This window comes from Streptomyces bohaiensis (assembly GCF_012033785.1).
In the GTDB taxonomy this organism is placed as follows: domain Bacteria; phylum Actinomycetota; class Actinomycetes; order Streptomycetales; family Streptomycetaceae; genus Streptomyces; species Streptomyces bohaiensis.
This window is the reverse complement of record NZ_JAAVJC010000022.1, coordinates 11,760-37,838: the sequence shown is the minus strand read 5'-3', so window position 1 is coordinate 37,838 and position 26,079 is coordinate 11,760. Positions and strand designations below refer to the sequence as shown.

Genomic DNA, 26,079 nt, shown 5'->3' with positions numbered 1-26,079 from the left:
GGGCCAGCCGGGGCCGGGCAGTGCGTTCCACACCGCCCGTGGGGCGCGGCCGCCGGTCAGCGCGTCCAGGTAGGCGGCGCCGGCGCGGTAGTCCTGCCAGCCGCCGGGCTCCGGCGGCGCCGGGCGGGGCGGGGGTTCCGGGACCGCGGCTCGTTCGGCGCGCGCCATCCGGGGCGGAACGGCGAGTTGCACCACGTCCGCCAGGGAGCCCGCGTACCGGTCGGCCACCGAACGGCACAGGGTGAGCAGTTCCGGAGTGAGCACCGGTTCCGGCGAGAGCACCTGGGCGAGCGGGGCGAGCGTGCCGGGGAAGTCGCTGCGGGCCACCCGTTCCACCACGAAGCCGTTGATCAGCCCGCCGCCCTCGCGGCGTCCGCCGCGCTCCCCGGCGCCGAACCGCACACGCACCCGTACGCCGGGACGGGCGTCGGCGTCGAGCGCCTCGGGGACGGCGTAGTCGAAGAGCCGGTCCAGGTGCAGCTGGCCCTTGTCCACCAGGACCCGCGCCACGGGGAGCGCAGACGCCCGCGGGGCGTCGCGCCAGGTCCGGGGCCGCGCCCGCGGTTGCTTCCCGGCACCGGCGCCTCGTACCCCGCTGAGCAGCGCGAGCTGTTCGGGGCCCTCCTGCTGGTCGTGCTCGGTACTCACCCGGCCAGTACACCAGACGTCGCGGACAGCGGCCGGTCTCCGCCCCCGCCCGCCCGCGGAGGTGTGCGAGACCCCGCGGCCGTGGGCGGACGGTCCGGACAGGCCGCGGCCGTGTGCCCCCGGCCGCGGGGGCCGGGGGAACAGGGGTGGTGCACTGCGTGCGGTGTCAGACGCCGGCGGCGGCGCGCAGCTGCTCGGTGCGGTCGGTGCGCTCCCAGGTGAAGTCGGGGAGGGCGCGGCCGAAGTGCCCGTAGGCGGCGGTCTGCGCGTAGATCGGGCGCAGCAGGTCCAGGGCTCGGATGATGGCGGCCGGCCGCAGGTCGAAGACCTCGCGGATGGCCTGCTCGATGCGCTCCACGTCGACCCGGTGGGTGCCGAAGGTCTCGACGAAGAGGCCGACGGGCTCGGCCTTGCCGATGGCGTACGCGACCTGCACCTCGCACCGGGTGGCGAGTCCGGCGGCGACGACGTTCTTGGCGACCCAGCGCATGGCGTAGGCGGCGGAGCGGTCCACCTTGGACGGGTCCTTGCCGGAGAAGGCGCCGCCGCCGTGCCGGGCCATGCCGCCGTAGGTGTCGATGATGATCTTCCGGCCGGTCAGACCGGCGTCGCCCATCGGGCCGCCGATCTCGAAGCGGCCGGTCGGGTTGACCAGCAGCCGGTAGTTGTCGGTGTCGATCTTGATGCCGTCCGCGACCAGGGCCTTCAGCTCGGGCTCCACCACGAACTCCCGGATGTCCGGGGTGAGGAGCGAGTCCAGGTCGATGTCGGAGGCGTGCTGGCTGGAGACGACGACGGTGTCGAGCCGCACGGGCTTGTCGCCGTCGTACTCGATGGTGACCTGGGTCTTGCCGTCGGGCCGCAGGTAGGGGACGGTGCCGTTCTTGCGGGCGTCGGTGAGCCGCTGCGAGAGGCGGTGCGCGAGGTGGATCGGGAGCGGCATCAGCTCGGGAGTCTCGTCGCAGGCGTAGCCGAACATCAGCCCCTGGTCGCCGGCGCCCTGCCGGTCCAGCGCGTCGTCCTCGCCCTCGACCCGTGCCTCGTAGGCGGTGTCCACTCCCTGGGCGATGTCCGGGGACTGGGCGCCGATGGAGACGGAGACCCCGCAGGAGGCGCCGTCGAAGCCCTTCTTGGAGGAGTCATAACCGATCTCGAGGATCTTCGACCGGACCAGACCCGCGATGGGGGCGTATGCCTTGGTGGTGACCTCACCGGCGACGTGCACCAAGCCGGTGGTGATCAGCGTCTCGACGGCGACCCGCGAGGAGGGGTCCTCCTTCAGCAGGGCGTCGAGGATGGAGTCGCTGATCTGGTCAGCGATCTTGTCCGGGTGACCCTCGGTCACCGACTCCGAGGTGAAAAGGCGGCGCGACACATCGCTCCCTGGGGTTGCAGCGGCTGCTGGCTCGTTCGGCGAACGGCAGGCCGCAGGGCGGCGCCGCTCGCCGGCAGTCTATCGGGCGGGTCCGCCGCGGAGCCACGGCGTTCGCATACTGGGCGATTCGAGTCGGGTGCCGTACGCGTCCTGGCCGCTTCGCACCTTGATCGGTTCGGATCTGTTCGCTTCGCGGCCTGATCGGGCTCTGACTTCTTCCTGTTCGACCGGCGGCCGTTCAGGAGAGTGCAGGCTCGGCCGCCACGGCGTCCCAGACCGCGTCGGCGAGCACGTCCTTGGGACCGTACGGCACGTGGCGCTCACCACCGCGGGCGTCGAGGAGCACCGCCTCGTTGTCCTCGGTCCCGAACGCCCGCCCGCCGCCGACCTCGTTGACCACCAGCAGGTCGCATCCCTTGCGGGCCAGCTTGGCGCGCCCGGAGGCCAGCACGTCGTCGGTCTCGGCGGCGAAGCCCACGACCACCGCCGGCCGGTCGGCCCCGGGGGCCGCGAGCCCCGCCAGGATGTCGGGGTTGCGCTCCAGGGCGATGGGCTCGGGGTCGACCCCGTCGCGCTTCTTGATCTTCCCGGTGGCGACGCGGACGGGGCGGAAGTCGGCGACGGCCGCCGCCATCACCACCACGTCGGCACCGCGCGCCGCCTCCGTCACCGCCTCCGCCAGCTCGCGGGTGGTGGAGACGGGCACCACCGTCGCACCGGCCGGGTCCGGCAGCGCGGTGTTGGCCGCCACCAGGGTCACCTGCGCGCCGCGCGCCACCGCGGCGCGGGCCAGCGCGTAGCCCTGCTTGCCGGAGGAGTGGTTGCCGAGGAAGCGGACCGGATCGAGCGGTTCCCGGGTGCCGCCCGCGCTGATGACGACGCGGCGCCCGGCGAGGTCCCGCTCGCCCGCGCGCTCGCCCCGTGCCAGCACCCGGCGGCAGACGGCGAAGATCTCGGCCGGGTCGGGGAGCCGCCCCTTGCCGGTGTCGCTGCCCGTGAGCCGGCCGCTGGCGGGCTCGATGACGATCGCGCCGCGGTCGCGCAGCAGCGCGACGTTCTCACGGGTGGCCGGGTGCTCCCACATCTCCGTGTGCATGGCCGGGGCGAAGACCACCGGGCACCGTGCGGTGAGGAGGGTGTTGGTCAGCAGGTCGTCCGCGCGTCCGTGGGCGGCGCGCGCCAGCACGTCGGCGGTGGCCGGGGCCACCACCACGAGGTCGGCGCGCTGACCGATCCGGACGTGCGGCACCTCGTGCGCGTCCTGCCAGACCGTGTGGGAGGCGCGGCGGCCGGAGAGCGCCGCCCAGGTCGCCTCCCCGACGAACTGCAGTGCGGAGGCGGTGGGGGCCACCGTGACGGCGTGGCCCGACTCGGTGAACCGCCGCAGCAGCTCGCACGCCTTGTAGGCGGCGATGCCGCCGCCCACGCCCAGCACGATCTCGGGCCGAACGGCCCCGGTGCTCCGCGTCACTGTTCTCCTCCCGGGGCCCGCGCCTGGGCGCGCCCACCGCCGTCGCACTCCGCCGACGCGCCGGCAGCCCGGCGCGTCCGGCTCCAGGGTATGCGGCGGGGACGCACCTCCCGCGGTCGGGAAGCGGTCCCGGACCCCGGCACGGCGAAGGGGCCCGGACGCCTCTCGGCATCCGGGCCCCTTCGCGGTGTCGCAGGGGCGTGTGTCAGTCCGCAGGGCCCTCGATGGCCTCGGCGGTGAGCAGCCCGGCGTTGATCTCGCGCAGGGCGATGGAGAGCGGCTTCTCGTGGACGTGGGTGTCCACCAGCGGGCCGACGTACTCCAGCAGGCCTTCACCGAGCTGCGAGTAGTACGCGTTGACCTGACGGGCGCGCTTGGCGGCGTAGATCACCAGGCTGTACTTGGAGTCGGTGGCCTCGAGCAGCTCATCGATCGGAGGATTGATGATGCCCTCGGGCGTGGCGATGGAAGAGGACACGCTCTGCCTTCCGGTGGTGGGGTGCGAACGTCATGGTCAGCGGACGGGCCGGCCGAGCGGCCGGTACCGGCCCGGCGGCGATCACGCGCGGTGACGAGACGTTCAGGAGGTACGCGTCAAGGCTAGCAGCTCGGCCGCCACCTGCTCGACGGAGGTGTTGACCAGCGTGTGGTCGAACTCCGACTCCGCGGCCAGCTCGGTGCGGGCGGCGGTCAGCCGGCGCTCGATGACCTCGGGGGCCTCGGTGCCGCGCCCGGTCAGCCGGCGCACGAGCTCCTCCCAGCTCGGAGGAGCCAGGAAGACCAGCCGTGCCTCGGGCATGGACTCCCGGACCTGGCGCGCGCCCTGGAGGTCGATCTCCAGCAGCACCGGCTCGCCGGCCGCGAGCCGCTCCAGCACCGCGTTGCGCGGGGTGCCGTAGCGGTTCCCGGCGAACTCGGCCCATTCCAGCAGCTCCCCGTTGGCGACGAGCTTGTCGAACTCGCCGTCGTCGACGAAGAAGTACTGGACGCCGTGGCGTTCACCGGGGCGGGGACTGCGGGTGGTGGCCGACACCGAGAGCCAGATCTCGGGATGGGCCTGCCGCATGTGCGCGACGACCGTGCTCTTGCCGACCCCGGAGGGGCCGGAGAGAACGGTCAGCCGCGGACGGCCGGGGGGTACCGCGGGGGACGTCCCCCCGGAGACAACCTCACTCATGCGGCGATTATCCCGCCCGGGGGCGCGGCGGGGAAATCCGTGCCCGCCGCGCGCCCCGGACGTCAGGAGGCGGTGCTCCCGAACTCGCGCTCCAGGGAGGCGATCTGGTTGGAGCCCAGCCCGCCGACCCGACGGCTCTCGGAGATGCCGAGCCGCTCCATGATCTGCTTCGCGCGGACCTTGCCGACGCCCGGCATCGACTCCAGCAGCGCGGAGACCTTCATCTTGCCGATGACCTTGTTCTCCTGGCCCTGCTTGATGACCTCGTGCAGCGAGGCACCGGAGTGCTTGAGCCGATTCTTGACCTCGGCGCGCTCCCGGCGAGCCGCGGCGGCCTTCTCGAGCGCGGCTGCGCGCTGTTCAGGGGTAAGGGGCGGAAGAGCCACGCCTACGTCACCTCAGGTATCGAACGGTCGGATGGGATAAGGGAGCGGACACGGTGCCCCGCACCCCGGCTCGCTGCGGAGCCGGTGGCGGCGCACCGGGCTCCGCTCTCGACGGAGACTAGCGGGCAAGAGGCCCCGAGTCAGCGAGATCAACCGAAAACTCCAGGTCAGCTGTTGGGACTTTGGACATTTGCGCCGATACCACCTCGGCGCGTGAGGACCGGCGCCCACGGTTCCGGAACGCGCATGATCCATGCGGCCGAGCGCGCGCCGGTCGTGCGCTCCCCCCGTGACCTGCAACGGCGTACCCCACACCCTTCCCCTGGCGTCACGGGCAGATGTTCGAAGAGGTACCACGATCGGGAACGTGGTGATGTGGTGGACATCCGGTGCAACAGTCATGGAAGCGGGTCACAGCCCCCCGAGCGTGGCTTTCGCCGCCCGAAATCGACGCGAGGTCGGCCGGATCCCGCCGGTCGGCTGTCCGGCAGGCGACGGTCCTCGCCGGTCGGCGGCGGTCTCCCCCGGTCGGGCCGGGTCCGACGACCGCCGCTCACCCGCCGTCCCGGCACCGCCGGAGCACGGCCGGGCCACCGCAGGCGCGTCGCCCGGGAACGGCACCGCGCCCCGCCACGGGGTCGTGGCGGGGCGCGGCGGCCGAACAGGGCGGGTCAGCCGATGACGGCGGCCAGTTCCCCGCTCCAGCGGTCGGTGGCGGCGCGCAGCGCGCCGCGGTCCGGCCCCCGGCGCAGCACGTCCCTGCTGACGCTGGGCAGCGCCGCGGGGAGCGCCGGGCCCAGCAGCGCCGGCAGGTCCTCCGGACGGGCCCCCTGCGCGCCCAGCCCGGGCAGCAGCAGCGGGCCGCCGATGTCCAGATCGGCGTGGGTCAGGGCGCCGTCCGCACCGTCGCCGCCCACCCCGCCGGGCACCCCGGCGAGGGTGGCGCCGACGACCGCGCCGAAGGAGCCGAACGGCGACCCGACCGCCGTGGCCGCGTTGTCGCGCGCCAGCCGGGCGAGCACGTCGGCCGCCACCCCCAAGCCGTCGGAGCGGCGGGCGCGCTGCACCTCGCCACCCTCCGGGTTGGAGGTCCGGGCCAGCACGAAGACACCGGAGCCGGAGGCCGTCGCCAGGTCCAGCGCCGGCCGCAGCGCCTCGTACCCCAGGTAGGGCGAGAGCGTCACGGCGTCGCAGAACAGCGGCGCGTCGGGGGCGAGGTAGGCCTCGGCGTAGGCACCCATCGTGGAGCCGATGTCGCCGCGCTTGACGTCCAGCAGCACCAGGGCGCCGGCCTCGCGGAAGTCGGCGACGGTCCGCTCCAGCACCGCGACGCCCCGGGAGCCGAACCGCTCGAAGAACGCCGACTGCGGCTTCACGACGGCGACCCGGTCGGCGAGCGCCTCGGTGACCGTGCCGCAGAAGCGCTCCAGCGCGGCCACGTCCTCGCCCAGCCCCCACTCCCGCAGCAGGGCTGCGTGGGGATCCACGCCGACGCACAGCGGGCCGCGGCGGGCGGTGGCGGCGCGCAGGCGCTCCCCGAAGGGCGTGGCCACCGGCAGGGCGGTCGGCGGGGTGGGGGTCACGGGGTGGCCGCCTTCCGGTTGTCGGCGCCGACCGCGTCGGCCAGCGTCCGGTAGGGGCTCTGCCGCAGGCGCTCGGCGAGCCCCGTGCGCACCGCCCGCGGCCAGAAGGGCCCGCGGTAGATGTAGGAGCTGTACCCCTGCACGAGGGTGGCGCCCGCCAGGATGCGTTCCCAGGCGTCGTCGGCGGTCTCGATGCCGCCCACGCCCACCAGGACGAGGCGGTCGCCGGTACGGGCGTGCAGGCGGCGCAGCACCGCCAGCGAGCGGTCGCGCACCGGGGCGCCCGAGAGGCCGCCCGCCCCGATCTCCTCGACCCGGTCGGCCGCGGTGGCCAGACCGTCGCGGGAGATCGTGGTGTTGGTGGCGATGATGCCGTCCAGCCCCAGCTCCAACGCGAGGTCGGCGACCGCGTCGATGTCCTCGTCGGCGAGGTCGGGGGCGATCTTCACCAGGAGGGGGACGCGGCGGCCGCCGGGACCGCCCACCCGGTCCGCCGCCTGGCGCACCGCGGTGAGCAGCGGCCGCAGGTGCTCGGTCGCCTGGAGGTTGCGCAGTCCCGGGGTGTTGGGCGAGCTGACGTTGACCACGAGGTAGCCGGCGTGCGGGGCCAGCCGCTCGGTCGAGGTGACGTAGTCGGCCGCGGCGTCCGCCTCGGGGACCGCTTTGGTCTTGCCGATGTTGACACCGAGCCGGGCGTCGAAGGCCGGACGGCGCTCCGTGAGGCGGCGGGCGACGGCCGCGGAGCCGTCGTTGTTGAAGCCCATCCGGTTGACCAGCGCGCGGTCCTCGGGGAGCCGGAACAGCCGCGGCGCCGGGTTGCCGGGCTGCCCCTCGCCGGTGACCGTGCCGACCTCGACGAAGTCGAACCCGGCCATGGTGAGGGCGTCGATGCCCGTGGCGTTCTTGTCGAACCCCGCGGCCAGACCCAGCGGTCCGGGCAGGTCCAGGCCGAGCGCCCGCACCCGCAGTTCCGCGGGCCTGGGCGCGAGTACCCGGGAGACGACCCGGCGCACCAGGGGGACCCGGGCCGCGGCCCGCATTGCCCCGAAGGCGAGGTGGTGGGCCCGCTCGGGGTCCATCCGGCGGAAGACGGTGCGGAAGAGCAGGCGGTAGCCGGGGTGGGCGGTGGCGCGGTCGCCGCCCCGCGCCACGGCGGGTGCCGTGGCGCGGGGGGCACCGGCGCCCGATGGGGTGGTCATCGGCGTCGGTCCTCCTCAGCTCTGCGAGCGCGCGGCGTTGAGGTGCTGGGCGTGCTCCTGGAGGGAGCGGACGCCCACCTCGTCGCGGGCGAGGGCGTCGATGCCCTGGACCGCGGCGGACAGCGCCTGCACGGTGGTCAGGCACGGCACGCCGCGGGCGACGGCGGCGGTGCGGATGTCGTAGCCGTCGAGCCGGCCGCCGGTGCCGTAGGGCGTGTTGACGATCAGGTCGACCTCGCCGGCGTGGATGAGCTGGACGATGGTCGGCTCGCCGTTGGGCCCCTCCCCTTCGTTGTGCTTGCGCACCGAGGTGACCTCGACACCGTTGCGGCGCAGCACCTCGGCGGTGCCGGAGGTGGCCAGCAGCTCGAAGCCGTGCTCGCGCAGCGTCCGCGCGGGGAAGATCATCGCGCGCTTGTCCCGGTTGGCGACGGAGACGAAGGCGCGGCCCTTGGTGGGCAGCGCGCCGTACGCGGCGGCCTGCGACTTGGCGTAGGCGGTGCCGAAGACGGCGTCGATGCCCATGACCTCGCCGGTGGACCGCATCTCCGGGCCGAGGACGGTGTCCACCCCGCGGCCGTGGGTGTCGCGGAAGCGGCTCCACGGCATCACGGCCTCCTTGACGGAGATCGGGGCGTCGAGCGGCAGCGTCCCGCCGTCACCGGTGGCCGGGAGCATGCCCTCGGCCCGCAGCTCGGCGACGGTCGCGCCCAGCGAGATGCGGGCGGCGGCCTTCGCCAGCGGGACGGCGGTCGCCTTGGAGGTGAACGGCACGGTCCGCGAGGCGCGGGGGTTGGCCTCCAGCACGTACAGGATGTCCCCGGCCATGGCGAACTGGATGTTGATCAGACCGCGGACGCCGACCCCGCGGGCGATCGCCTCGGTCGAGGCGCGGAGCCGCTTGATGTCGTGCCCGCCGAGGGTCATCGGCGGCAGCGCGCACGCCGAGTCGCCGGAGTGGATGCCGGCCTCCTCGATGTGCTCCATGACCCCGCCGAGGTAGAGCTCCTCGCCGTCGTAGAGGGCGTCCACGTCGATCTCGATGGCGTCGTCGAGGAACCGGTCGATGAGGACCGGGTGGTCGGCGACGAGTCCGGCGTGCTGCTCCAGGTAGGCGGCGAGCGCCTCCTCGTCGTACACGATCTGCATGCCGCGGCCGCCCAGCACGTACGACGGGCGGACCATGACCGGGTAACCGATGCCGGCGGCGATGGCCCGGGCCTCGGGGTAGGAGAAGGCGGTGCCGTACTTGGGCGCGGGGAGCCCCGCGTCGGCGAGGACCCGGCCGAAGGCGCCGCGGTCCTCGGCGGCGTGGATCGCCTCCGGCGACGTGCCCACGATGGGGACGCCGTTGTCCTTCAGCGCCTGCGCCAGTCCGAGCGGGGTCTGGCCGCCGAGCTGGACGACGACGCCCGCGACGGGGCCGGCCAGCGTCTCCGCGTGGACGATCTCCAGCACGTCCTCCAGGGTGAGCGGCTCGAAGTACAGCCGGTCGGAGGTGTCGTAGTCGGTGGAGACGGTCTCGGGGTTGCAGTTGACCATCACGGTCTCGTAGCCCGCCTCGCTGAGCGCGAAGGAGGCGTGGACGCAGGAGTAGTCGAACTCGATGCCCTGCCCGATCCGGTTGGGGCCGGAGCCGAGGATGATCACGGCGGGCTTCTCCCGCGGCGAGACCTCGGTCTCCTCCTCATAGGAGGAGTAGAAGTACGGCGTGCGGGCGGCGAACTCGGCGGCGCAGGTGTCGACCGTCTTGTAGACGGGGCGGATGTCCAGCGCGTGCCGGACCTCGCGCACCACGTCCTCGCGCAGCCCGCGCATGTCGGCGATCTGGGCGTCGGAGAAGCCGTGGCGCTTGGCGTGGCGCAGCAGCTCCGGCTCCAGCCGCTCCGCGTCGGCGATCTCGGTGGCGACCTCGTGGATCAGGAACAACTGGTCGATGAACCAGGGGTCGATCCGGGTGGCCGCGAAGACCTGCTCCTGCGTGGCACCGGCGCGGATGGCGCGCATGACGGTGTGCACCCGGCCGTCGGTCGGGACGGCGGCGGCGCGCAGCAGCGCCTCGCACTCGTCGGCGCCGCGGGTGGCGCGCGAGAAGTCGAACTGCGACCCCTTCTGCTCCAGCGAGCGCAGCGCCTTGTTGAAGGCCTCGGTGAAGTTGCGGCCGAACGCCATCGCCTCGCCGACCGACTTCATGGTGGTGGTGAGGGTGGGGTCGGCGCCGGGGAACTTCTCGAACGCGAACCGGGGGACCTTGACGACCACGTAGTCGAGCGTGGGCTCGAAGGAGGCGGGGGTCTGCTCGGTGATGTCGTTGGGGATCTCGTCCAGCGTGTAGCCGATGGCGAGCTTGGCGGCGATCTTGGCGATCGGGAAGCCGGTGGCCTTGGAGGCGAGCGCGGAGGAGCGCGAGACCCGGGGGTTCATCTCGATGACGACGACCCGGCCGTCGTCGGGGTTGACCGCGAACTGGATGTTGCAGCCGCCGGTGTCGACACCGACCTCCCGGATGACCTCGATGCCGATGTCGCGCAGCACCTGGTACTCGCGGTCGGTGAGGGTCATCGCCGGTGCGACGGTGATGGAGTCGCCGGTGTGGACGCCCATCGGGTCGAAGTTCTCGATGGAGCAGACGACCACGACGTTGTCGTGCTTGTCGCGCATCAGCTCCAGCTCGTACTCCTTCCAGCCGAGGATGGACTCCTCCAGGAGCACCTCGGTGGTCGGGGAGAGCGCGAGACCCTGGCCGGCGATACGACGCAGGTCCTCCTCGTCGTGGGCGAAGCCGGAGCCGGCGCCGCCCATGGTGAAGGACGGCCGGACCACGACGGGGTACCCGCCGAGCGCGTCGACCCCGCCCAGCACGTCGTCCATGGTGTGGCAGATCACGGAGCGGGCGGACTCGCCGTGGCCGATGCGGCCGTTGACCGCCTCGACGACCTCCTTGAACAGCTGGCGGTCCTCACCCTTGCGGATCGCCTCGACGTCCGCGCCGATCAGCTCCACGCCGTGGCGCTCCAGGACGCCGGACTCGAAGAGCGAGATCGCGGTGTTGAGCGCGGTCTGGCCGCCGAGGGTCGGCAGCAGCGCGTCGGGGCGCTCCTTGGCGATGATCTTCTCGACGAACTCGGGGGTGATCGGCTCGACGTAGGTCGCGTCGGCGATCTCCGGGTCGGTCATGATCGTCGCCGGGTTGGAGTTGACCAGGACGACCCGCAGCCCCTCGGCCTTGAGGACCCGGCACGCCTGGGTCCCGGAGTAGTCGAACTCGGCGGCCTGGCCGATGACGATCGGGCCGGACCCGATGACCAGGACGGACTGGATATCGGAGCGCTTAGGCACGCTGGTCCTCCATCAGGGAGACGAAGCGGTCGAACAGGTAGGCCGCGTCGTGCGGGCCGGCTGCCGCCTCGGGGTGGTACTGGACGCTGAACGCGGGGCGGTCCAGCAGGCGCAGCCCCTCGACGACGTCGTCGTTGAGGCAGACGTGGGAGACCTCGGCCCGGCCGAACGGCGTGTCGCTGACGCCGTCCAGCGGGGCGTCCACGGCGAAGCCGTGGTTGTGCGCGGTGACCTCGACCTTGCCGGTGGCACGGTCCTTGACCGGCTGGTTGATGCCGCGGTGGCCGTACTTCAGCTTGAAGGTGCCGAAACCGAGGGCGCGGCCCAGGATCTGGTTGCCGAAGCAGATGCCGAACAGCGGGGTGGAACGTTCCAGCACGCCGCGCATCAGTGCCACCGGGTGGTCGGCGGTGGCGGGGTCGCCGGGACCGTTGGAGAAGAAGACGCCGTCGGGGTCGAGGGCGTAGATCTCCTCCAGCGTGGTGGTGGCCGGCAGGACGTGGACCTCGATGCCGCGCTCGGCCATCCGCTGCGGGGTCATGCCCTTGATGCCGAGGTCGACCGCGGCGACGGTGTACTTCTTCTCGCCGACGGCGGGGACCGTGTAGGGCTCGGCGGTCGCGACCTCGGCGGAGAGGTCGGCGCCGGCCATCTGCGGCGCGGAGCGGACCCGCTCCAGCAGGACGTCGGGGGCGGCGAGCGCCTCTCCGGAGAAGATGCCGACGCGCATGGCGCCGCGCTCCCGGAGGTGCCGGGTGAGCGCGCGGGTGTCGACGCCGCTGATGCCGACGACGCCCTGGTCGGCGAGCTCCTCGTCGAGGCCGCGGGTGGCGCGCCAGTTGGAGTGGCGGCGCGCGGGGTCGCGGACGACGTAGCCGGCCACCCAGATGCGGCGGGACTCGGGGTCCTCGTCGTTGACGCCGGTGTTGCCGATGTGCGGGGCGGTCATCACGACCACCTGGCGGTGGTAGGAGGGGTCGGTGAGGGTCTCCTGGTAGCCGGTCATGCCGGTGGAGAAGACGGCCTCACCGAGGGTCTGGCCGACGGCCCCGTAGGAGCGGCCCGCGAAGGTGCGGCCGTCCTCCAGGACGAGCATGGCGGGGTGCGCGGGTGCGGAGGTCACGATGCGCCTTCCTGGTGGTGCGGGAGCGCGGCTCCGTCGCCGGCGCGTGAGGTGTCGTCGGGGGTGCCGGCGGGAGTGGTGGCGGGGGTCGTGGCAGCGGCCGCGGCGTTGACGGCCTCCACCCAGGCGGGGTGCTCGCCCGCCTGGTCGAACCGGAAGCCGGAGTCGAGGCGACGGCCGCCGTGTTCCCAGGTGACGACCAGCAGGCCGCCCTCGGTGAGGACCTTCCCGGCGATGGCCTTGTCCAGCCGGGCGCCGTGGAGTCGGGCCGCGGGGACGAAGAACGTGCTGGCGGCGGGCCGCTCGACCAGCAGTCCCTCGTCGGTGAGGCTGAGGTCGGCGCGGCTGCGGGTGCCCAGACCCCGGGCGATGATGCGGTCCAGCCACTGGCCGGCCGTGGTCGAGCCGTGGTACCGGCCGGTGGCGGTGAGGTGGACGGCGCCGGTGTCGGCGGGCGCCTGCGGCAGGGGCGGCAGGTCGCCCTGCGCCTCGCCGCGGCGCTGCCAGGCGCGGCGCATCAGCCAGTACAGCAGGACGACGACGAGGATCATGCCGATGGTCCAGCTGATGTAGCCGGGCCAGTTGATCTCCGGGCGTTCCACGGCGAGGAGGGCGTCCGCGGCGGCGGTGAGGTCGGTCATGCCAGCTCACCGTCGATCAGGGTGGCGCGGCCGCGGAGGAAGGTATGGGTGACCCGGCCGGGCAGCTCGCGGCCGCGGTAGGGGGTGTTGCGGCTCCGCGAGGCGAAGCCGGCGGGGTCCACCGGCTGCCGGTGCGCCGGGTCCACGAGGGTGAGGTTGGCGGGCTCGCCCACCTCCAGGGGCCGGCCGTGGCCCTCGAGCCGGCCGATGGCGGCGGGCCGGTGCGACATGCGGTCGGCGACGCCCGCCCAGTCGAGGAGGCCGGTGTCGACCATGGTGTGCTGCACCACGGACAGGGCGGTCTCCAGGCCGACCATGCCCATGGCGGCGGCGCCCCACTCGCAGTCCTTGTCCTCCTGCGGGTGGGGGGCGTGGTCGGTGGCGACGCAGTCGATGGTGCCGTCGGCCAGCGCCTGCCGCAGGGCGAGGACGTCCTCCTCGGTCCGCAGCGGCGGGTTCACCTTGTAGACGGGGTCGTAGGAGCGGACCAGCTCGTCGGTGAGGAGCAGGTGGTGCGGGGTGACCTCGGCGGTGACGTCCCAGCCCTTGGACTTGGCCCACCGCACGATCTCGACCGAGCCGGCGGTGGAGAGGTGGCAGATGTGGATGCGGGAGCCGACGTGCGCGGCGAGCAGCACGTCCCGGGCGATGATCGACTCCTCGGCCACCGCCGGCCAGCCGGTGAGGCCCAGCTCGGCGGAGACGGCGCCCTCGTTCATCTGGGCGCCCTCGGTGAGGCGGGGCTCCTGGGCGTGCTGGGCGATGACGCCGTCGAAGGCCTTCACGTACTCCAGGGCGCGGCGCATGATCACGGCGTCGTCCACGCACTTGCCGTCGTCGGAGAAGACCCGGACGCCGGCGGCGGAGTCGTGCATGGCGCCGAGCTCGGCGAGCTTGGCGCCCTCCAGGCCGACGGTGACGGCGCCGACGGGCTGCACGTCGCAGTAGCCGGACTCGCGACCCAGCCGCCAGACCTGCTCGACCACGCCGGCGGTGTCCGCCACAGGGAAGGTGTTGGCCATGGCGTGCACGGCGGTGAAGCCGCCGGCGGCGGCCGCGCGGGTGCCCGTCAGCACGGTCTCGGAGTCCTCGCGGCCGGGCTCGCGGAGATGGGTGTGGAGGTCGACGAGGCCGGGGAGGAGGATCTGCCCGGCGGCCTCGACGACGCGGGCGTCGCCGGCGTCGAGGGCGGTGCCCACGGCGGCGATGACGCCGTTCTCGACGAGGACGTCCCGCTCCTCACCGCCGAGTACGCGGGCGCCGCGGATCAGGGTCTTGGCTTCGGTCACTGGTTCTCCTCGGCTTCCCCGGCGGCGCCGGGTGCGGTGGTGGCGGTGGTGGCGGTGCCGGCTGCGGCGGCGGTGGTCGCGGTGCCGGACGCGGGTGTGGGCGCGGGGCCCGCCGGTGCCCCGCCGAGCAGCAGGTAGAGCACCGCCATCCGGACCGAGACACCGTTGGTGACCTGCTCCACCGCGGTGCAGCGCGGCGAGTCGGCGACCTCGGCGGTGATCTCCATACCGCGGTTCATCGGTCCGGGGTGCAGCACCACGGCGTGCTCGGGCATGGTGGCCATGCGATCGCCGTTGAGGCCGTAGCGTCGGGCGTACTCACGCTCGGTCGGGAAGTAGGCGGCGGTCATCCGCTCGCGCTGGACCCGCAGCATCATCACCGCGTCGGTCTTGGGCAGGACGGCGTCGAGGTCGTAGGAGACCGTGCACGGCCACCCCTCGGCACCGATCGGGATCAGGGTGGGTGGGGCCACCACCGTCACCTCGGCGCCCAGCGTCGTGAGCAGCAGCACGTTGGAGCGGGCGACCCGGCTGTGCAGTATGTCGCCGACGATGGTGATGTGACGCCCTGTCAGGTCACGGCCGACCCCGTCACCGCTTCCCGCCAGCCGGTGACGGAGGGTGAACGCGTCGAGCAGCGCCTGGGTCGGGTGCTCGTGGGTGCCGTCACCGGCGTTGACGACGCTGCCGCCGATCCAGCCCGAGGTCGCCAGCCGGTGCGGCGCACCCGAGTCGTGGTGGCGGATGACGACCGCGTCGGCGCCCATGGCCTCCAGGGTGAGGGCGGTGTCCTTCAGGGACTCGCCCTTGGAGACCGAGGAGCCCTTGGCGGAGAAGTTGATGACGTCCGCCGAGAGCCGCTTGGCCGCGGCCTCGAAGGAGATGCGGGTGCGGGTGGAGTCCTCGAAGAAGAGGTTCACCACGGTGCGGCCGCGGAGCGTGGGGAGCTTCTTGATGGGCCGGTCGGCGAGCCGGGCCAGTTCCTGCGCGGTGTCCAGGACCATCACCGCGTCGTCGCGGGTGAGGTCGGCGGCCGAGATGAGGTGGTGCTTCATCTGTTGCCAGGGGCCTTCCGTGGGATTCGGGCAGACGTCGGTCGGGGGTGGCGGCGCCGGTCGCGGGCACGGCGGAGCCGGGCGGCCCGCGCGGCGGGGCGCCTCGGGCGGGGCACGCGTGCTAGCCCTCGGCTGCCGGCTCGCGGCGCCCGAGGAGCACGCCGTCGCGGCCGTCCTCCTCGGCGAGCTGCACCCGCACCGCCTCGCGCAGCGAGGTCGGCAGGTTCTTCCCGACGTAGTCGGCGCGGATCGGGAGGCGGCGGTGGCCGCGGTCCACCAGCACGGCGAGCTGTACGGCGCGGGGCCGGCCGAGGTCGCCGAGGGCGTCGAGCGCGGCACGGATCGTGCGGCCGGAGAACAGGACGTCGTCGACGAGGACGACCAGCCGGTCGTCCACCCCCTCGGCGGGGATCTCGGTCCGCGCCAGGGCCCGCGCGGGGCGCAGCCGCAGGTCGTCGCGGTACATGGTGATGTCGAGGGAGCCCACGGGGACCGGCCCTCCGGTGATGTCGTGCAGCTTGGCCGCCAGCCGGTGGGCGAGGTGCACGCCGCGGGTGGGGATGCCGAGCAGGACCACGTCGTCGGCGCCCTTGGCGCGTTCGACGATCTCGTGGGCGATGCGGGTCAGGACCCGCGCGATGTCCGGCGCCTCCAGCACGGAGCGGGGCGGCGGTGGGGTTGCGTCCATACGAATCGGACCTCCTTCCCCGCCTCTCCGGACGGGTCTTAAAGGACGCCTGGCATGCGGTGGGGACGGACGGTTTCCGGCCGGGCCTTCAGCAGATCCGCCACACCTGTTCGGCAGCATAGCAGCGCCCCCGGATGCGCCGGTATCAGCCCTGGTCAGAGCATTCGGGAAGGCTCTCCGCTTGACGGCTCCCATCACGCTGCGTAACCTCACACTGGGTTACAGATCAGCTTTCCGGGGAGTCACATGTCCAGCGAATACGCCAAACAGCTCGGAGCCAAGCTCCGCGCCATCCGGACCCAGCAGGGCCTCTCCCTGCACGGGGTCGAAGAGAAGTCCCAGGGCCGCTGGAAGGCGGTCGTGGTCGGAAGCTACGAGCGCGGCGACCGTGCGGTCACGGTGCAGCGCCTGGCCGAGCTGGCCGACTTCTACGGGGTTCCGGTGCAGGAGCTGCTGCCGGGCACCACCCCCGGCGGCGCGGCCGAGCCGCCGCCGAAGCTCGTCCTGGACCTGGAGCGTCTCGCCCACGTCCCGGCGGAGAAGGCCGGTCCGCTCCAGCGCTACGCGGCGACCATCCAGAGCCAGCGCGGCGACTACAACGGCAAGGTCCTCTCGATCCGCCAGGACGACCTGCGCACCCTCGCGGTCATCTACGACCAGTCACCCTCGGTGCTGACCGAGCAGCTCATCAGCTGGGGCGTGCTGGGAGCGGACGCGCGGCGCGCCGTGCAGACCGACGACAACTGAGCAACGCCGAGCGGCGGGGCGGGAACACCGGAAGACCGGTGACCCGCCCCGCCGCGGCGTTTCGGTGGCCGGCCGGGGGCAGTGCCCGCGGCGGCCGGGGGTTCAGCGACGCAAGGTCGGCTTGAGCTCCTTCAGCCGGCCCAGCAGACCGTTGACGAAGGCCGGCGAGTCGTCCGTGGAGAACTCCTTCGCCAGCTGGACCGCCTCGTCGAGGACGACGGCGTCGGGCGTCTCGTCCTGCCAGATCAACTCGTAGGCGCTCAGCCGCAGCAGGTTGCGGTCGACCCCCGGCATCCGGTCGAGCGGCCAGCCCACCGTGTAGGTGGAGAGCAGCTCGTCGATGCGGGCGGCGTTCTCGGCGTAGCCCTCGACCAGCGTCATGGTGTACTCGCTGACCCGGGGCTGGCGGTCGTCGTCCAGCGACAACCGCACCCAGTCGGCGAGGACCTCGTTGACGGGGGCTCCCCGCTGGTCCGCCTCGAAGAGGATCTGGAGCGCGCGCCGGCGCGCCTTGCTGCGTGCGGCCACGGTTAGCTGTTCACCCGGCCGAGGTACTCGCCGGAACGGGTGTCGACCTTGACCTTCTCACCGGTGGTGATGAAGAGCGGGACGCCGATCTCGTAGCCGGTCTCCAGTCGCGCGGGCTTGGTGCCGCCGGTGGAGCGGTCGCCCTGCACGCCGGGCTCGGTGTACTCGATGACCAGCTCGACGGAGGCCGGCAGCTCGATGAAGAGCGGGCTCTCCTCGTAGATGGCCACGGTGCAGTCCTGGCCCTCCAGGAGGTAGTTGGCGGTGTCGCCGACCGTCTCCGGGGTGATGGTGAGCTGGTCGAAGGTCTCGGTGTCCATGAAGACGAAGTCGGCGCCGTCCTTGTAGGAGAACTGCATGCCGCGTCGGTCCACCGTGGCCGTCTCGACCTTGGTTCCGGCGTTGAAGGTCTTGTCGACCACCTTGCCGGAGAGCACGTTCTTGAGCTTGGTGCGGACGAAGGCGCCGCCCTTGCCGGGCTTGACGTGCTGGAACTCGACTACGGACCACAGCTGGCCCCCGTCGAGCTTGAGCACCATGCCGTTCTTGAGGTCGTTCGTGGTGGCCACGGTCGCGGAATCTCCTGAAGCTGCTGCTGGTGACCGGAGGGCGCTCCCGCCCGACCCCCGAGCGGAGCTACAGGGCGAGGAGTTCCTTGGTCGTGATGGTGAGTAGCTCGGGTCCGCCGTCCGCCACGGGGCGAACGACGAGCGTGTCGTCAATCCGGACGCCGCCCCGGCCCGGAAGGTGTACCCCGGGCTCGACGGTGACCGGCACACGAACGCCCAGTCTACCCATGGCCGCGGGGGCCAGACGCGGGTCCTCTCCCATTTCGAGTCCGACCCCCTCTCCCGTGAGGGGCCCGAGGGCGTCCGCGTGGCCTGCGCCGGCCAGCACGGCCCGTGCCGCGCGGTCCACCTCCCGGCACTCGGTCCCCGGCGCCAGGGACTCCCGCGCAGCGCGCTGAGCGGCGAAGACGAGCTCGTAGAGCTCGATCTGCCAGTCGGCGGGCCGGGTGCCGATGACGAAGGTGCGGCCGATGCGGCAGCGGTAGCCGCGGTAGCGCGCGCCGAGCCGGACGGTGAGGAAATCCCCTTCCTCGACGCGCCGGTCGGTCGGCCGGTGGCCGGCGACACCGGAGTTGACGCCGGTCGCCACCGAGGTGGGGAACGCGGCACCGTCCGCCCCGTGGTCGACCAGCCGGCGCTCCAGCTCCAGTGCGAGGTGCCGCTCGGTGCGGCCGACGAGGATCGACTCCAGCAGTTCACCCAGCGCCCGGTCGGTGATCTCCGCGGCGGTGCGCAGCGCGGCGATCTCCTCCTCGTCCTTGACCAGCCGCCGGTGCTCCACCGCCCGCGCGAGGTCGCCGAGGGGCAGCCCGCCCCCGGCGGCCCGGACGGCGCGGTACCGGGCGACCGTCAGATGGTGCTCCTCGACCGCGAGGGAGGCGGCGCCGTCCCGGGACGCGAGCAGCGCGGCGCCGGCGGCGGGGTCGGTGTCCCCGGCGACCGGGAACAGCCGCAGGGTGTCGTCGGGTGCGCCGCGGCCGGTCGCGCCCGGCCCGCAGACCAGCACGTCCTCACCGCCCGGCGTCAGCAGCAGCGCCGCGTGGGCGGGGACCGCACCGACGAGGTAGCGGAGGTTGGCGGGACGGGAGATCAGCAGTGCCGTGCCGTCACCCGGGGAACAGTGGGCGCGGAGCGCCGCGCGGCGTGCCGCGTGGACCTCGGACATGGGCCGAGACTACGCAGCGCGGCGGCCGACGGCCCGTCCGGCTGGGCCGGTCGAGGACGAGGTTGCCCCGTGCGGCGGCGTCCCCGGCACGACGCATCCGCTCACCAGTCCAGGGGGGTGGTGAAACTCCGCGCCACGGCCTCGTCGATCAATCGGACGGTGGACTCCACGTCCAGTCGGGAGTTGTCGATGATCGGCAGCCCCGACCCGTACCAGCCCGCCATCCGGCCGTGGATCGCCGCGACCTCCTCGTCGGCGAGGCGGCGGGTACCGCTGCGCTCCGCGTTGCGTGCGAGGACGACCTCCAGTCCCGGGAGCAGCACGACGGGGATGAGCCCGGGCCCGACGTGCCGCTTCCAGCCGCCGAGGCCGATGGCCGGGCGGTCGGGGAAGACCGCGTCGTCCAGGACGCAGGAGATGCCGTTGGCCAGGTAGTTCCGGGCGGCGAACCCGCAGGTGCGGCGGGCCAGCCGGTACTGGGCCTCGGACCGCTCGTCCCAGCCGGACCGGGGGTCGGCGAACCCGGAGCGGACCCATTCGCGGACGTCGTCGAGGCTGATGTGGGCGGTGGGCACCTGCCGCTGGTCCGCCCAGCGCCGGGCGACCGTCGTCTTCCCCGCGCCGGCGGGACCGATCAGCAGGACCGCCAGCGCCGCCCGTGCCGGGTCCGCGGGGGCCGCGGTCGGCGGCGGCTGGGGCGCCGGGGTGGGGGGCGGCAGCCGGAACTCGCCGGTGACGCCGGCATCCGGGGGCGCCGACGGTGGGACGGGGACCCCCGCGGGGTGAGTCATGCGCTGCCGCTCCGTCGTGGTCGAGGCGGGGCCGGCGCCCCGCGCTGCAGGGGCCACGGTGCCACATCGGCGCCCGCCGGGCCATGTCCCGGTGCGGACGCGCCGCCCGCCCGCGCCGCCGGACGGGCGGTGTCCGCTCAGCTGCCGGTGACGACCGGGTCGGCCGCCAGCGCGCGCAGCCCCAGCAGGTAGGAGCCGGTTCCGAAGCCGGCGATGGTGCCGGAGGCGACGGCCGAGACCACCGAGAGGTGGCGGAACGTCTCCCGGGCGTGCGGGTTGCTCAGGTGGATCTCGATGAGCGGCGCGGTGCGCTGCGCCGCGGCGTCCCGCAGTGCGTAGGAGTAGTGGGTGAACGCGGCCGGGTTGAGCAGCACCGGCAGGCGGCCGTCCGCGGCCTCGTGCAGCCAGCGGACCAGTTCGGCCTCGTCGTCGGTCTGCCGGACCTCGACCTCCAGCCCGAGCTCGCGTCCTGCCTCCGTGCACAGCTCGGCCAGGTGTGCGTGGTCGGCCGAGCCGTAGACGTCCGGCTCCCGGGAGCCGAGTCGGCCGAGGTTCGGCCCGTTGAGGACGAGGACGCGGGTCACGCGGCGATCTCCGCGTGGGCGGCGAGCAGCATCGCGGGGTCCGGGCCCTCCAGCACCGCCGGGCGGGCCAGCCCGTCGAGCACGATGAACCGGAGCAGGTCGCCGCGGGACTTCTTGTCCACCTTCATGGTCTCCAGCAGCCTCGGCCACTGGTCGCCGCGGTAGGTGACGGGCAGCCCGACGGAGGTGAGGACCGCGCGGTGCCGGTCGGCGGTGGCGTCGTCCAACCGCCCGGCGATTCGGCCGAGTTCGGCCGCGAAGACCATGCCGACGGAGACGGCGGCGCCGTGGCGCCACTCGTAGCGCTCGTTCTTCTCGATGGCGTGGGCGAGCGTGTGGCCGTAGTTGAGGATCTCGCGGCGGCCCGCCTCACGGAGGTCCCCGGAGACGACCTCCGCCTTGACCCGGATCGAGCGCTCGACCAGTTCGGCGGTGACCGGACCGTCCGCCCGGCGGGCGGCCTCGGGGTCGCGCTCGATCAGCTCCAGGATGGCGGGGTCGGCGATGAACCCGGCCTTGATGATCTCGGCGAGACCCGACACGTAGTCGTGCACCGGCAGGCTCGCCAGCGCGGCGAGATCGCAGAGCACCCCGGCGGGCGGGTGGAAGGAGCCGACGAGGTTCTTGCCCTCCGCGGTGTTGATACCGGTCTTCCCGCCCACCGCGGCGTCGACCATGCCCAGGACGGTGGTGGGCACGGCGACCCAGCGCACGCCGCGCAGCCAGGTCGCCGCCACGAACCCCGCGAGGTCGGTGGTGGCGCCGCCGCCCACGCCGACGATCACGTCGGTGCGGGTGAACCCGCTCTGACCGAGCGCCTTCCAGCAGTAGGCGGCGACCTCGGCGGTCTTGGCCTCCTCCGCGTTGGGCACCTGCACCGCGATGGCCTCGTACCCCTGGTCGGCCAGGTCCTGGCGCAGCACGTCACCGGTCTCGGCCAGCGCCTCGGGGTGGATGACGGCCACGCGTCGGGCGTCCCCGACCAGGCCCGGGAGCTGGTCCAGCAGCTGATGGCCGATCAGCACGTCGTAGGGCGCGGCACCGGCCTCGCCCGTCACGGTGATGCGGGTGGGTGCGGTGTGGTCGGTCATGCCTCGGTCAGCTCCAATGCGGTGAGGACGGCCCGGGTGACCTCCTCGGGTGTCCGCCCCTCGGTCGCCACCACGGTGCGGGCGACGCCGGTGTACAGCGGACGGCGGGTCTCCATCATGGTGCGCCACTGCTTGCGCGGATTGACGGCGAGCAGCGGCCTGGGGGCGTCCAGCCCGACCCGGTGCACGGCGTCGGCCAGCGCCACGTCGAGGAAGACGACGGGGAGGCCGGCGAGCAGCTCACGGGTGGCCGGCCGCATCACGGCTCCCCCGCCGAGGGCGAGCACCCCGCGGTGGGTGGCCACGGCGGCCGCGACCGCCTCGGCCTCCAGCTCACGGAAGTGGTCCTCGCCGTCGGTGAGGAAGATCTCCGCGACCTCCTTGCCGGTGGCCGCCTCGACGTCGGCGTCGGTGTCACGGAGGGTGACACCCAGGCGCTCGGCGAGCAGGCCGCCGACGGTGGTCTTGCCGGCGCCGGGCGGGCCGACCAGGACGACGAGCGGGTGCTCGGTGCTCACCGGACCCCCAGCGCGTCGAGGTAGCCGCGGACGTTGCGGCGGGTCTCGGCGACGTTGTCGCCGCCGAACTTCTCCGCCACCGCGTCGGCGAGGACGAGGGCGACCATCGCCTCGGCGACGATGCCCGCGGCCGGGACGGCGCAGACGTCGGAGCGCTGGTGGTGCGCGCGGGCCACCTCGCCGGTGGCGACGTCGACGGTGGCGAGGGCGCGCGGCACGGTCGCGATGGGCTTCATCGCGGCGCGCACCCGCAGCACCTCGCCGGTGGTCAGGCCGCCCTCGGTACCGCCGGAGCGGCCGGAGGCGCGGCGGATGCCCAGGTCGCGGCCGCCGTCGGCACCGGGCTCGGCACCCGGGGTGGTGGCGAGGATCTCGTCGTGCGCCTGGGAGCCGGGGACCCGGGCGAGGTCGAAGCCGTCGCCGACCTCGACGCCCTTGATGGCCTGGATGCCCATCAGCGCGCCGGCCAGCCGGGCGTCGAGGCGCCGGTCCCAGTGCACGTGGGAGCCGAGGCCGACGGGCACGCCGTGCGCCACGACCTCCACCACACCGCCGAGGGTGTCGCCGTCGCGGTGGGCCTGGTCGATCTCGGCCACCATGGCGGCGGAGGCGTCCGGGTCGAGGCAGCGCACGGGGTCCGCGTCCAGCCGCTCGACGTCGCCGGGGGACGGCAGGGTGCCGTAGGGGGCGCGGGCGGCGCCGAGCTCCACCACGTGGGAGACGACCTCGATGCCGGCGGTCTCCCGCAGGTAGGAGCGGGCGACGGCGCCCAGCGCCACGCGCGCGGCGGTCTCCCGTGCGGAGGCACGCTCCAGGATCGGCCGCGCCTCGTCGAACCCGTACTTCTGCATGCCGGCCAGGTCGGCGTGGCCGGGACGCGGGCGGGTCAGCGGCGCGTTCCGGGCGAGCGAGGCGAGTTCCTCGGGGTCGACCGGGTCGGCCGCCATGACCTTCTCCCACTTGGGCCACTCGGTGTTGCCGATCATCACGGCGACCGGGGAGCCGAGGGTGAGGCCGTGGCGGACACCGCCGAGGAAGGTGACCTCGTCGCGCTCGAACTTCATGCGGGCCCCACGGCCGTACCCCAGTCGGCGCCGGGCGAGGTGGTCGGCGACCGCCTCGGTGTCCACCGGCACACCGGCCGGCAGCCCTTCGATGGTCGCCACCAGCGCGGGGCCGTGCGACTCCCCCGCCGTCAGCCAGCGCAGCCTGCTCAACGGACCCTCCACCTCATGTCGATCACGCTTCGTGCCCGGCCATCCTCGCACGCGGCACGACGGCCTCCGCGCCGCCGTCCAGGGTGCGGGACGGGCCGCGGGCCGGTCAGTCGCCGCGTGCGGCCAGCGCGCTCTCGCCGGCGGCGCGCATCGCCGCCAGCGGCGCCGGCGCCCGGCCCGTCATGAGTTCGACCTGGAGCACTGCCTGGTGGAGGAGCAGGTCGAGACCGCCCACGACCGTGCCCCCTCCCTTCGACCACGCGGCGGCCAACCGGGTCGGCCACGGCTCGTAGAGCACGTCGAAGAGGGTGCCCGGCTGCGCGGGCACGGCGGCGGCGAGCGCGTCGGTGGCCCCCGCCGGGGTGGTGGCGATCACCAGCGGTGACTCCAGCGCGGCGGCGGCACTCTCCCAGGGGGCGGTGCGCACCGCGACGCCGAGCCGTTCACCCCACGCGCTCATCTCGCGGGCCCGCTCCGGCCCGCGGACGTACGCGGTGACCTCGCCGGTGCAGATACCGGCGAGGGCGGCGAGCGCCGAGGAGGCCGTCGCACCGGCGCCGAGCACCGCCGCGTGCTCGACCCGGGTGACGCCCCGTTCCGCGAGCGCGGCGGCAAGACCGGGGATGTCGGTGTTGTCGCCGGTGCGGGCGCCGTCCTCCCCGAAGAGCACCGTGTTGACGGCACCGACGGAGGCGGCCGCCGGGGTGAGGCCGTCCAGCAGCGGGATCACGGCGCGCTTGAGCGGCATGGTCAGGCTCAGCCCGGCCCACTCGCCGTCCAGCTCCGCCAGGAACGCGGGGAGCCGTTCCCCGTCCACCTCGTACCGGTCGTACCGCCAGCCGGTGAGACCGAGCGCGCGGTAGGCGGCGCGGTGCAGGTCGGGCGAGAGGGAGTGGGCGACGGGCGAACCGAGGACGGCCGCCCGCCGCCCGTCAGCTGGTGCTCTCCGCGCCCCGGCGCCGGTTGTACTCCTCGCGGAGCTCATTGTGGTCCTCGTGGTTGCGGGTGAACTCGGTGGTGACGTCGTCGAGGGTGATGAAGTACATCCACCCCTCGTCGGTGGGGTTGAGCGCGGCCTCCACCGCCTCCCTCCCGGGGTTGCCGATCGGCCCGGGCGGGAGCCCCTTGTGGACGTAGGTGTTGTACGGGTCCTGCTCGTTCAGGATCTCGTTCTCCGTGATGAACGCCTCGCTCTGACCGCGCAGGTAGTTGAAGCTGGAGTCGAACTGGAGCAGACCGTACGTCTCGGTGTTGTCGGGCTTGAGGCGGTTGTAGATGACCTCGGCCATCGCGGTGAAGTCGTCGGTGGTCTTGCCCTCGGCCTGGACCAGGCTCGCGATGTTGACGATCTCCACCGCCGAGTCGAGGCCCAGCCCGGACGCGGCGTCGGAGAGCCCCATCTCCTCGTAGGTGGCCACGGCACGGTCCACCATCGCCTGCAGGAGTTCCTCCGGCTGCGTCTCCGGGCCGATGTCGTAGCGGGCCGGCCAGAGGAAGCCCTCCAGCGGCTCCTTGACGTCGTCGTTGCCGGGGACGGCCCAGTCCGGGAGTTCGACCGTGCCGGACGCGGCGACCTCGGCCGTCGTCCCGTCCTCCAGTTCGAGCTTGGCGTCTATCGTCTCGTAGATGGCGGGAGAGCGGGTGCCCTCCGGGATGATCAGGGTGTTGAGGGTGTCCGGGTCGGTCATGACCTCGACGGCGGACTGCGCCGACATCTCGCGCCGCAGTGCGTAGTAGCCGGGTTGGATGTTGGTCCCCTCGGCCGCGCGGGTGAAGGCGCCGACGCTCGCGACGACCCCCTCGTCCCGGAGCTTGACCCCGATGGCGGTGAGGGTGTCGCCGTCCACGACGGAGACGAAGACCTCGCCGGTGCCCTCGCCCGCGTAGTCCGGCGGGGGGCCGAAGCGGGAGTCGTAGAACTGCTTGCCGAAGTACCCCGCGGCGCCGACGGTGCCCAGCAGCAGCACGGCCACCCCCAGACAGGCGAAGCCGCCGCGGCGCTTGGGGGGCTTGTCGCCGCGCCGGCCGCGGCCGTCCTTCTCCTCGGTCTCGGCGTCGTCGTCCCAGTCGCCGTCCTCCCGGGTGAAGAAGTCGGTCTCGCCCTGGTCGGGCCCCGGGTCCCAGCCGGTCTCGGGATCGGGCCCCGGGCCGTCCGCCCCGGGCTCGCCGCGGTCGGAGCGGTTCCGCCCCGCGGGCGGGGCGTGGGCGTTGCCGGAGCGGGCGTCCCCGCCGGGGGGCCCGTCACCGTAGCCGTCGTCGTAGCCGTGGCCCCGGCCGTGGGGTCCGTCGGCACCGTACCCCCCGTCCTGCGGGTGGTGGTGCCCCTGTTCGCCGCCCTGGCCCTGCGGGTGCGCGGGGCCCGCCGCGTAGCCGGGGCCGTGGTGGTCGCCGCCCTGCCCGTACGGCTGGTCGCCGTAGGGCTGCCCGCCGTACCCCGGCCCGCCCTGGCCCTGGCCCTGGCCCTGGTACGGGTCGTAGCCGTGGCCCGGTCCGCCCTGGCCGTACTGCTGGTTCCCGTACTGCTGGTGGGCCCCGGTGTCGTACCCCTGGTTGCCGTAGTCGAAGTCCTGTCCGCCGCCCTGGCCCTGGTGGTAGCCGTGACCGCCCTGGTCGTACCCCTGGCCGCCCTGGTGCCAGCCGCCCTGCTGCCCGTCCTGGCCGTGCGCGGAGTGCGGGCCCGGCGCTGCGCCGTACGGGTCGGGGACTCCGCCGTCGGGATACCCCTGACCGGGGTACCCGGCCTGCTCCTGCGGGTAGCCGTCCCAGGAGCCGTCGCCGGTCCGTCCCCAACCCTGCTCGCCGTAGAGCGGGTCGTTCGGATCCCACGGTTCCGGGCCGGAGCCCCGGCGGTAGTCAGTCATCGGTCCCCTCGCGACGCCGGTGCGGTCCGTCCGA

Annotated in this window: 25 protein-coding genes; 1 reads left to right on the top strand and 24 read right to left on the bottom strand. The window is 73.7% G+C overall.

The genetic code is table 11. The features are described from left to right. The 14 genes from HCN52_RS05275 to pyrR all read right to left on the bottom strand — a co-directional run. A partial coding sequence (locus tag HCN52_RS05275; protein ID WP_446696966.1) for a primosomal protein N' family DNA-binding protein occupies positions 1–648 on the bottom strand: 648 nt, incomplete at its 3' end. Positions 649–814: 166 nt separating this feature from the next. Then, positions 815–2,023, bottom strand: a complete 1,209-nt coding sequence (metK, locus tag HCN52_RS05270) for a methionine adenosyltransferase (RefSeq protein ID WP_168087188.1) — start codon at positions 2,021–2,023, stop codon at positions 815–817. A 238-nt stretch (positions 2,024–2,261) separates the two neighbouring features. After that, entirely contained in the window at positions 2,262–3,494 is a 1,233-nt protein-coding gene (gene coaBC / locus HCN52_RS05265; protein ID WP_168087187.1) for a bifunctional phosphopantothenoylcysteine decarboxylase/phosphopantothenate--cysteine ligase CoaBC, read from the bottom strand. A 205-nt stretch (positions 3,495–3,699) separates the two neighbouring features. After that, a complete protein-coding gene (rpoZ, locus tag HCN52_RS05260) occupies positions 3,700–3,972 on the bottom strand; it encodes a DNA-directed RNA polymerase subunit omega (RefSeq protein ID WP_103504618.1) in 273 nt (90 codons plus the stop codon). A gap of 102 nt (positions 3,973–4,074) precedes the next feature. After that, on the bottom strand, positions 4,075–4,671 hold the full coding sequence (gmk, locus tag HCN52_RS05255; protein WP_168087186.1) for a guanylate kinase: 597 nt from the start codon (positions 4,669–4,671) through the stop codon (positions 4,075–4,077). Between the two features lie 62 nt (positions 4,672–4,733). After that, complete coding sequence (locus HCN52_RS05250) at positions 4,734–5,057, bottom strand: integration host factor (protein WP_168087185.1); 324 nt, start codon at positions 5,055–5,057, stop codon at positions 4,734–4,736. 671 nt (positions 5,058–5,728) lie between these two features. After that, positions 5,729–6,616: an orotidine-5'-phosphate decarboxylase gene (gene pyrF, locus HCN52_RS05245; protein ID WP_168087191.1), complete on the bottom strand. Its 888-nt coding sequence runs from the start codon at positions 6,614–6,616 to the stop codon at positions 5,729–5,731. Positions 6,617–6,636: 20 nt separating this feature from the next. After that, positions 6,637–7,839, bottom strand: a complete 1,203-nt coding sequence (locus tag HCN52_RS05240; protein ID WP_168087184.1) for a quinone-dependent dihydroorotate dehydrogenase — start codon at positions 7,837–7,839, stop codon at positions 6,637–6,639. 15 nt (positions 7,840–7,854) lie between these two features. Next, positions 7,855–11,178, bottom strand: a complete 3,324-nt coding sequence (carB, locus tag HCN52_RS05235) for a carbamoyl-phosphate synthase large subunit (protein ID WP_168087183.1) — start codon at positions 11,176–11,178, stop codon at positions 7,855–7,857. Next, positions 11,171–12,274 carry a glutamine-hydrolyzing carbamoyl-phosphate synthase small subunit gene (carA, locus tag HCN52_RS05230; protein WP_168087190.1) on the bottom strand — a complete coding sequence of 368 codons (1,104 nt, stop codon included), beginning with the start codon at positions 12,272–12,274 and terminating at the stop codon, positions 11,171–11,173. Before carA ends, carB begins: the two co-directional genes overlap by 8 nt. Positions 12,275–12,297: 23 nt before the next feature. Next, positions 12,298–12,942 carry a PH-like domain-containing protein gene (locus tag HCN52_RS05225; protein ID WP_245174880.1) on the bottom strand — a complete coding sequence of 215 codons (645 nt, stop codon included), beginning with the start codon at positions 12,940–12,942 and terminating at the stop codon, positions 12,298–12,300. Further along, positions 12,939–14,231 (bottom strand): dihydroorotase, encoded by a 1,293-nt coding sequence (locus HCN52_RS05220; RefSeq protein ID WP_168087182.1) that lies wholly within the window; start codon positions 14,229–14,231, stop codon positions 12,939–12,941. Before HCN52_RS05220 ends, HCN52_RS05225 begins: the two co-directional genes overlap by 4 nt. Further along, positions 14,228–15,286, bottom strand: a complete 1,059-nt coding sequence (locus HCN52_RS05215; RefSeq protein WP_168087181.1) for an aspartate carbamoyltransferase catalytic subunit — start codon at positions 15,284–15,286, stop codon at positions 14,228–14,230. Before HCN52_RS05215 ends, HCN52_RS05220 begins: the two co-directional genes overlap by 4 nt. Positions 15,287–15,407: 121 nt before the next feature. Further along, positions 15,408–15,974 (bottom strand): bifunctional pyr operon transcriptional regulator/uracil phosphoribosyltransferase PyrR, encoded by a 567-nt coding sequence (pyrR, locus tag HCN52_RS05210; RefSeq protein ID WP_168087180.1) that lies wholly within the window; start codon positions 15,972–15,974, stop codon positions 15,408–15,410. Between the two features lie 246 nt (positions 15,975–16,220). Between pyrR and bldD the strand changes: the two genes are divergently transcribed. Further along, positions 16,221–16,721 carry a transcriptional regulator BldD gene (gene bldD, locus HCN52_RS05205; RefSeq protein ID WP_167931523.1) on the top strand — a complete coding sequence of 167 codons (501 nt, stop codon included), beginning with the start codon at positions 16,221–16,223 and terminating at the stop codon, positions 16,719–16,721. 102 nt (positions 16,722–16,823) lie between these two features. Here bldD and nusB read toward each other — a convergent pair whose 3' ends face one another. The 10 genes from nusB to mltG form a co-directional block, all read right to left on the bottom strand. After that, positions 16,824–17,249, bottom strand: coding sequence for a transcription antitermination factor NusB (gene nusB, locus HCN52_RS05200; protein WP_167968750.1), 426 nt, complete (start codon positions 17,247–17,249; stop codon positions 16,824–16,826). 2 nt (positions 17,250–17,251) lie between these two features. Further along, positions 17,252–17,818, bottom strand: a complete 567-nt coding sequence (efp, locus tag HCN52_RS05195; protein WP_167968751.1) for an elongation factor P — start codon at positions 17,816–17,818, stop codon at positions 17,252–17,254. A 67-nt stretch (positions 17,819–17,885) separates the two neighbouring features. After that, positions 17,886–18,983 carry a M24 family metallopeptidase gene (locus HCN52_RS05190; RefSeq protein WP_168087179.1) on the bottom strand — a complete coding sequence of 366 codons (1,098 nt, stop codon included), beginning with the start codon at positions 18,981–18,983 and terminating at the stop codon, positions 17,886–17,888. Positions 18,984–19,084: 101 nt separating this feature from the next. Continuing rightward, positions 19,085–19,774 carry an AAA family ATPase gene (locus HCN52_RS05185; RefSeq protein WP_168087178.1) on the bottom strand — a complete coding sequence of 230 codons (690 nt, stop codon included), beginning with the start codon at positions 19,772–19,774 and terminating at the stop codon, positions 19,085–19,087. 137 nt (positions 19,775–19,911) lie between these two features. Next, the gene (aroQ, locus tag HCN52_RS05180; protein WP_168087177.1) at positions 19,912–20,358 is read right to left on the bottom strand and encodes a type II 3-dehydroquinate dehydratase; all 447 of its coding nucleotides are present in this window, start codon (positions 20,356–20,358) and stop codon (positions 19,912–19,914) included. Beyond that, a complete protein-coding gene (gene aroB / locus HCN52_RS05175) occupies positions 20,355–21,449 on the bottom strand; it encodes a 3-dehydroquinate synthase (protein ID WP_168087176.1) in 1,095 nt (364 codons plus the stop codon). Before aroB ends, aroQ begins: the two co-directional genes overlap by 4 nt. Beyond that, positions 21,446–21,967 (bottom strand): shikimate kinase, encoded by a 522-nt coding sequence (locus HCN52_RS05170; protein ID WP_168087175.1) that lies wholly within the window; start codon positions 21,965–21,967, stop codon positions 21,446–21,448. The genes aroB and HCN52_RS05170 overlap by 4 nt, the downstream gene beginning before the upstream one ends. Further along, positions 21,964–23,184, bottom strand: a complete 1,221-nt coding sequence (gene aroC / locus HCN52_RS05165) for a chorismate synthase (protein WP_168087174.1) — start codon at positions 23,182–23,184, stop codon at positions 21,964–21,966. Before aroC ends, HCN52_RS05170 begins: the two co-directional genes overlap by 4 nt. 106 nt (positions 23,185–23,290) lie before the next feature. Next, positions 23,291–24,169 (bottom strand): shikimate dehydrogenase, encoded by an 879-nt coding sequence (locus HCN52_RS05160; protein WP_168087173.1) that lies wholly within the window; start codon positions 24,167–24,169, stop codon positions 23,291–23,293. Further along, positions 24,117–26,045 carry an endolytic transglycosylase MltG gene (mltG, locus tag HCN52_RS05155; RefSeq protein WP_168087172.1) on the bottom strand — a complete coding sequence of 643 codons (1,929 nt, stop codon included), beginning with the start codon at positions 26,043–26,045 and terminating at the stop codon, positions 24,117–24,119. The genes HCN52_RS05160 and mltG overlap by 53 nt, the downstream gene beginning before the upstream one ends. Between the last annotated feature and the right edge of the window lie 34 nt (positions 26,046–26,079).

Excerpts from the sequence above, each read along its gene's own strand:
- gmk (WP_168087186.1), bottom strand. The coding sequence starts at position 4,671 with ATGAGTGAGGTTGTCTCCGGGGGGACGTCCCCCGCGGTACCCCCCGGC.
- HCN52_RS05240 (WP_168087184.1), bottom strand. The coding sequence starts at position 7,839 with ATGACCACCCCATCGGGCGCCGGTGCCCCCCGCGCCACGGCACCCGCC.
- carA (WP_168087190.1), bottom strand. The coding sequence starts at position 12,274 with ATGCTCGTCCTGGAGGACGGCCGCACCTTCGCGGGCCGCTCCTACGGG.
- HCN52_RS05225 (WP_245174880.1), bottom strand. The coding sequence starts at position 12,942 with ATGACCGACCTCACCGCCGCCGCGGACGCCCTCCTCGCCGTGGAACGC.
- HCN52_RS05215 (WP_168087181.1), bottom strand. The coding sequence starts at position 15,286 with ATGAAGCACCACCTCATCTCGGCCGCCGACCTCACCCGCGACGACGCG.
- pyrR (WP_168087180.1), bottom strand. The coding sequence starts at position 15,974 with ATGGACGCAACCCCACCGCCGCCCCGCTCCGTGCTGGAGGCGCCGGAC.
- bldD (WP_167931523.1), top strand. The coding sequence starts at position 16,221 with ATGTCCAGCGAATACGCCAAACAGCTCGGAGCCAAGCTCCGCGCCATC.
- HCN52_RS05190 (WP_168087179.1), bottom strand. The coding sequence starts at position 18,983 with ATGTCCGAGGTCCACGCGGCACGCCGCGCGGCGCTCCGCGCCCACTGT.
- HCN52_RS05185 (WP_168087178.1), bottom strand. The coding sequence starts at position 19,774 with ATGACTCACCCCGCGGGGGTCCCCGTCCCACCGTCGGCGCCCCCGGAT.
- aroB (WP_168087176.1), bottom strand. The coding sequence starts at position 21,449 with ATGACCGACCACACCGCACCCACCCGCATCACCGTGACGGGCGAGGCC.
- HCN52_RS05160 (WP_168087173.1), bottom strand. The coding sequence starts at position 24,169 with ATGAGCTCCGCGAGGAGTACAACCGGCGCCGGGGCGCGGAGAGCACCA.
- mltG (WP_168087172.1), bottom strand. The coding sequence starts at position 26,045 with ATGACTGACTACCGCCGGGGCTCCGGCCCGGAACCGTGGGATCCGAAC.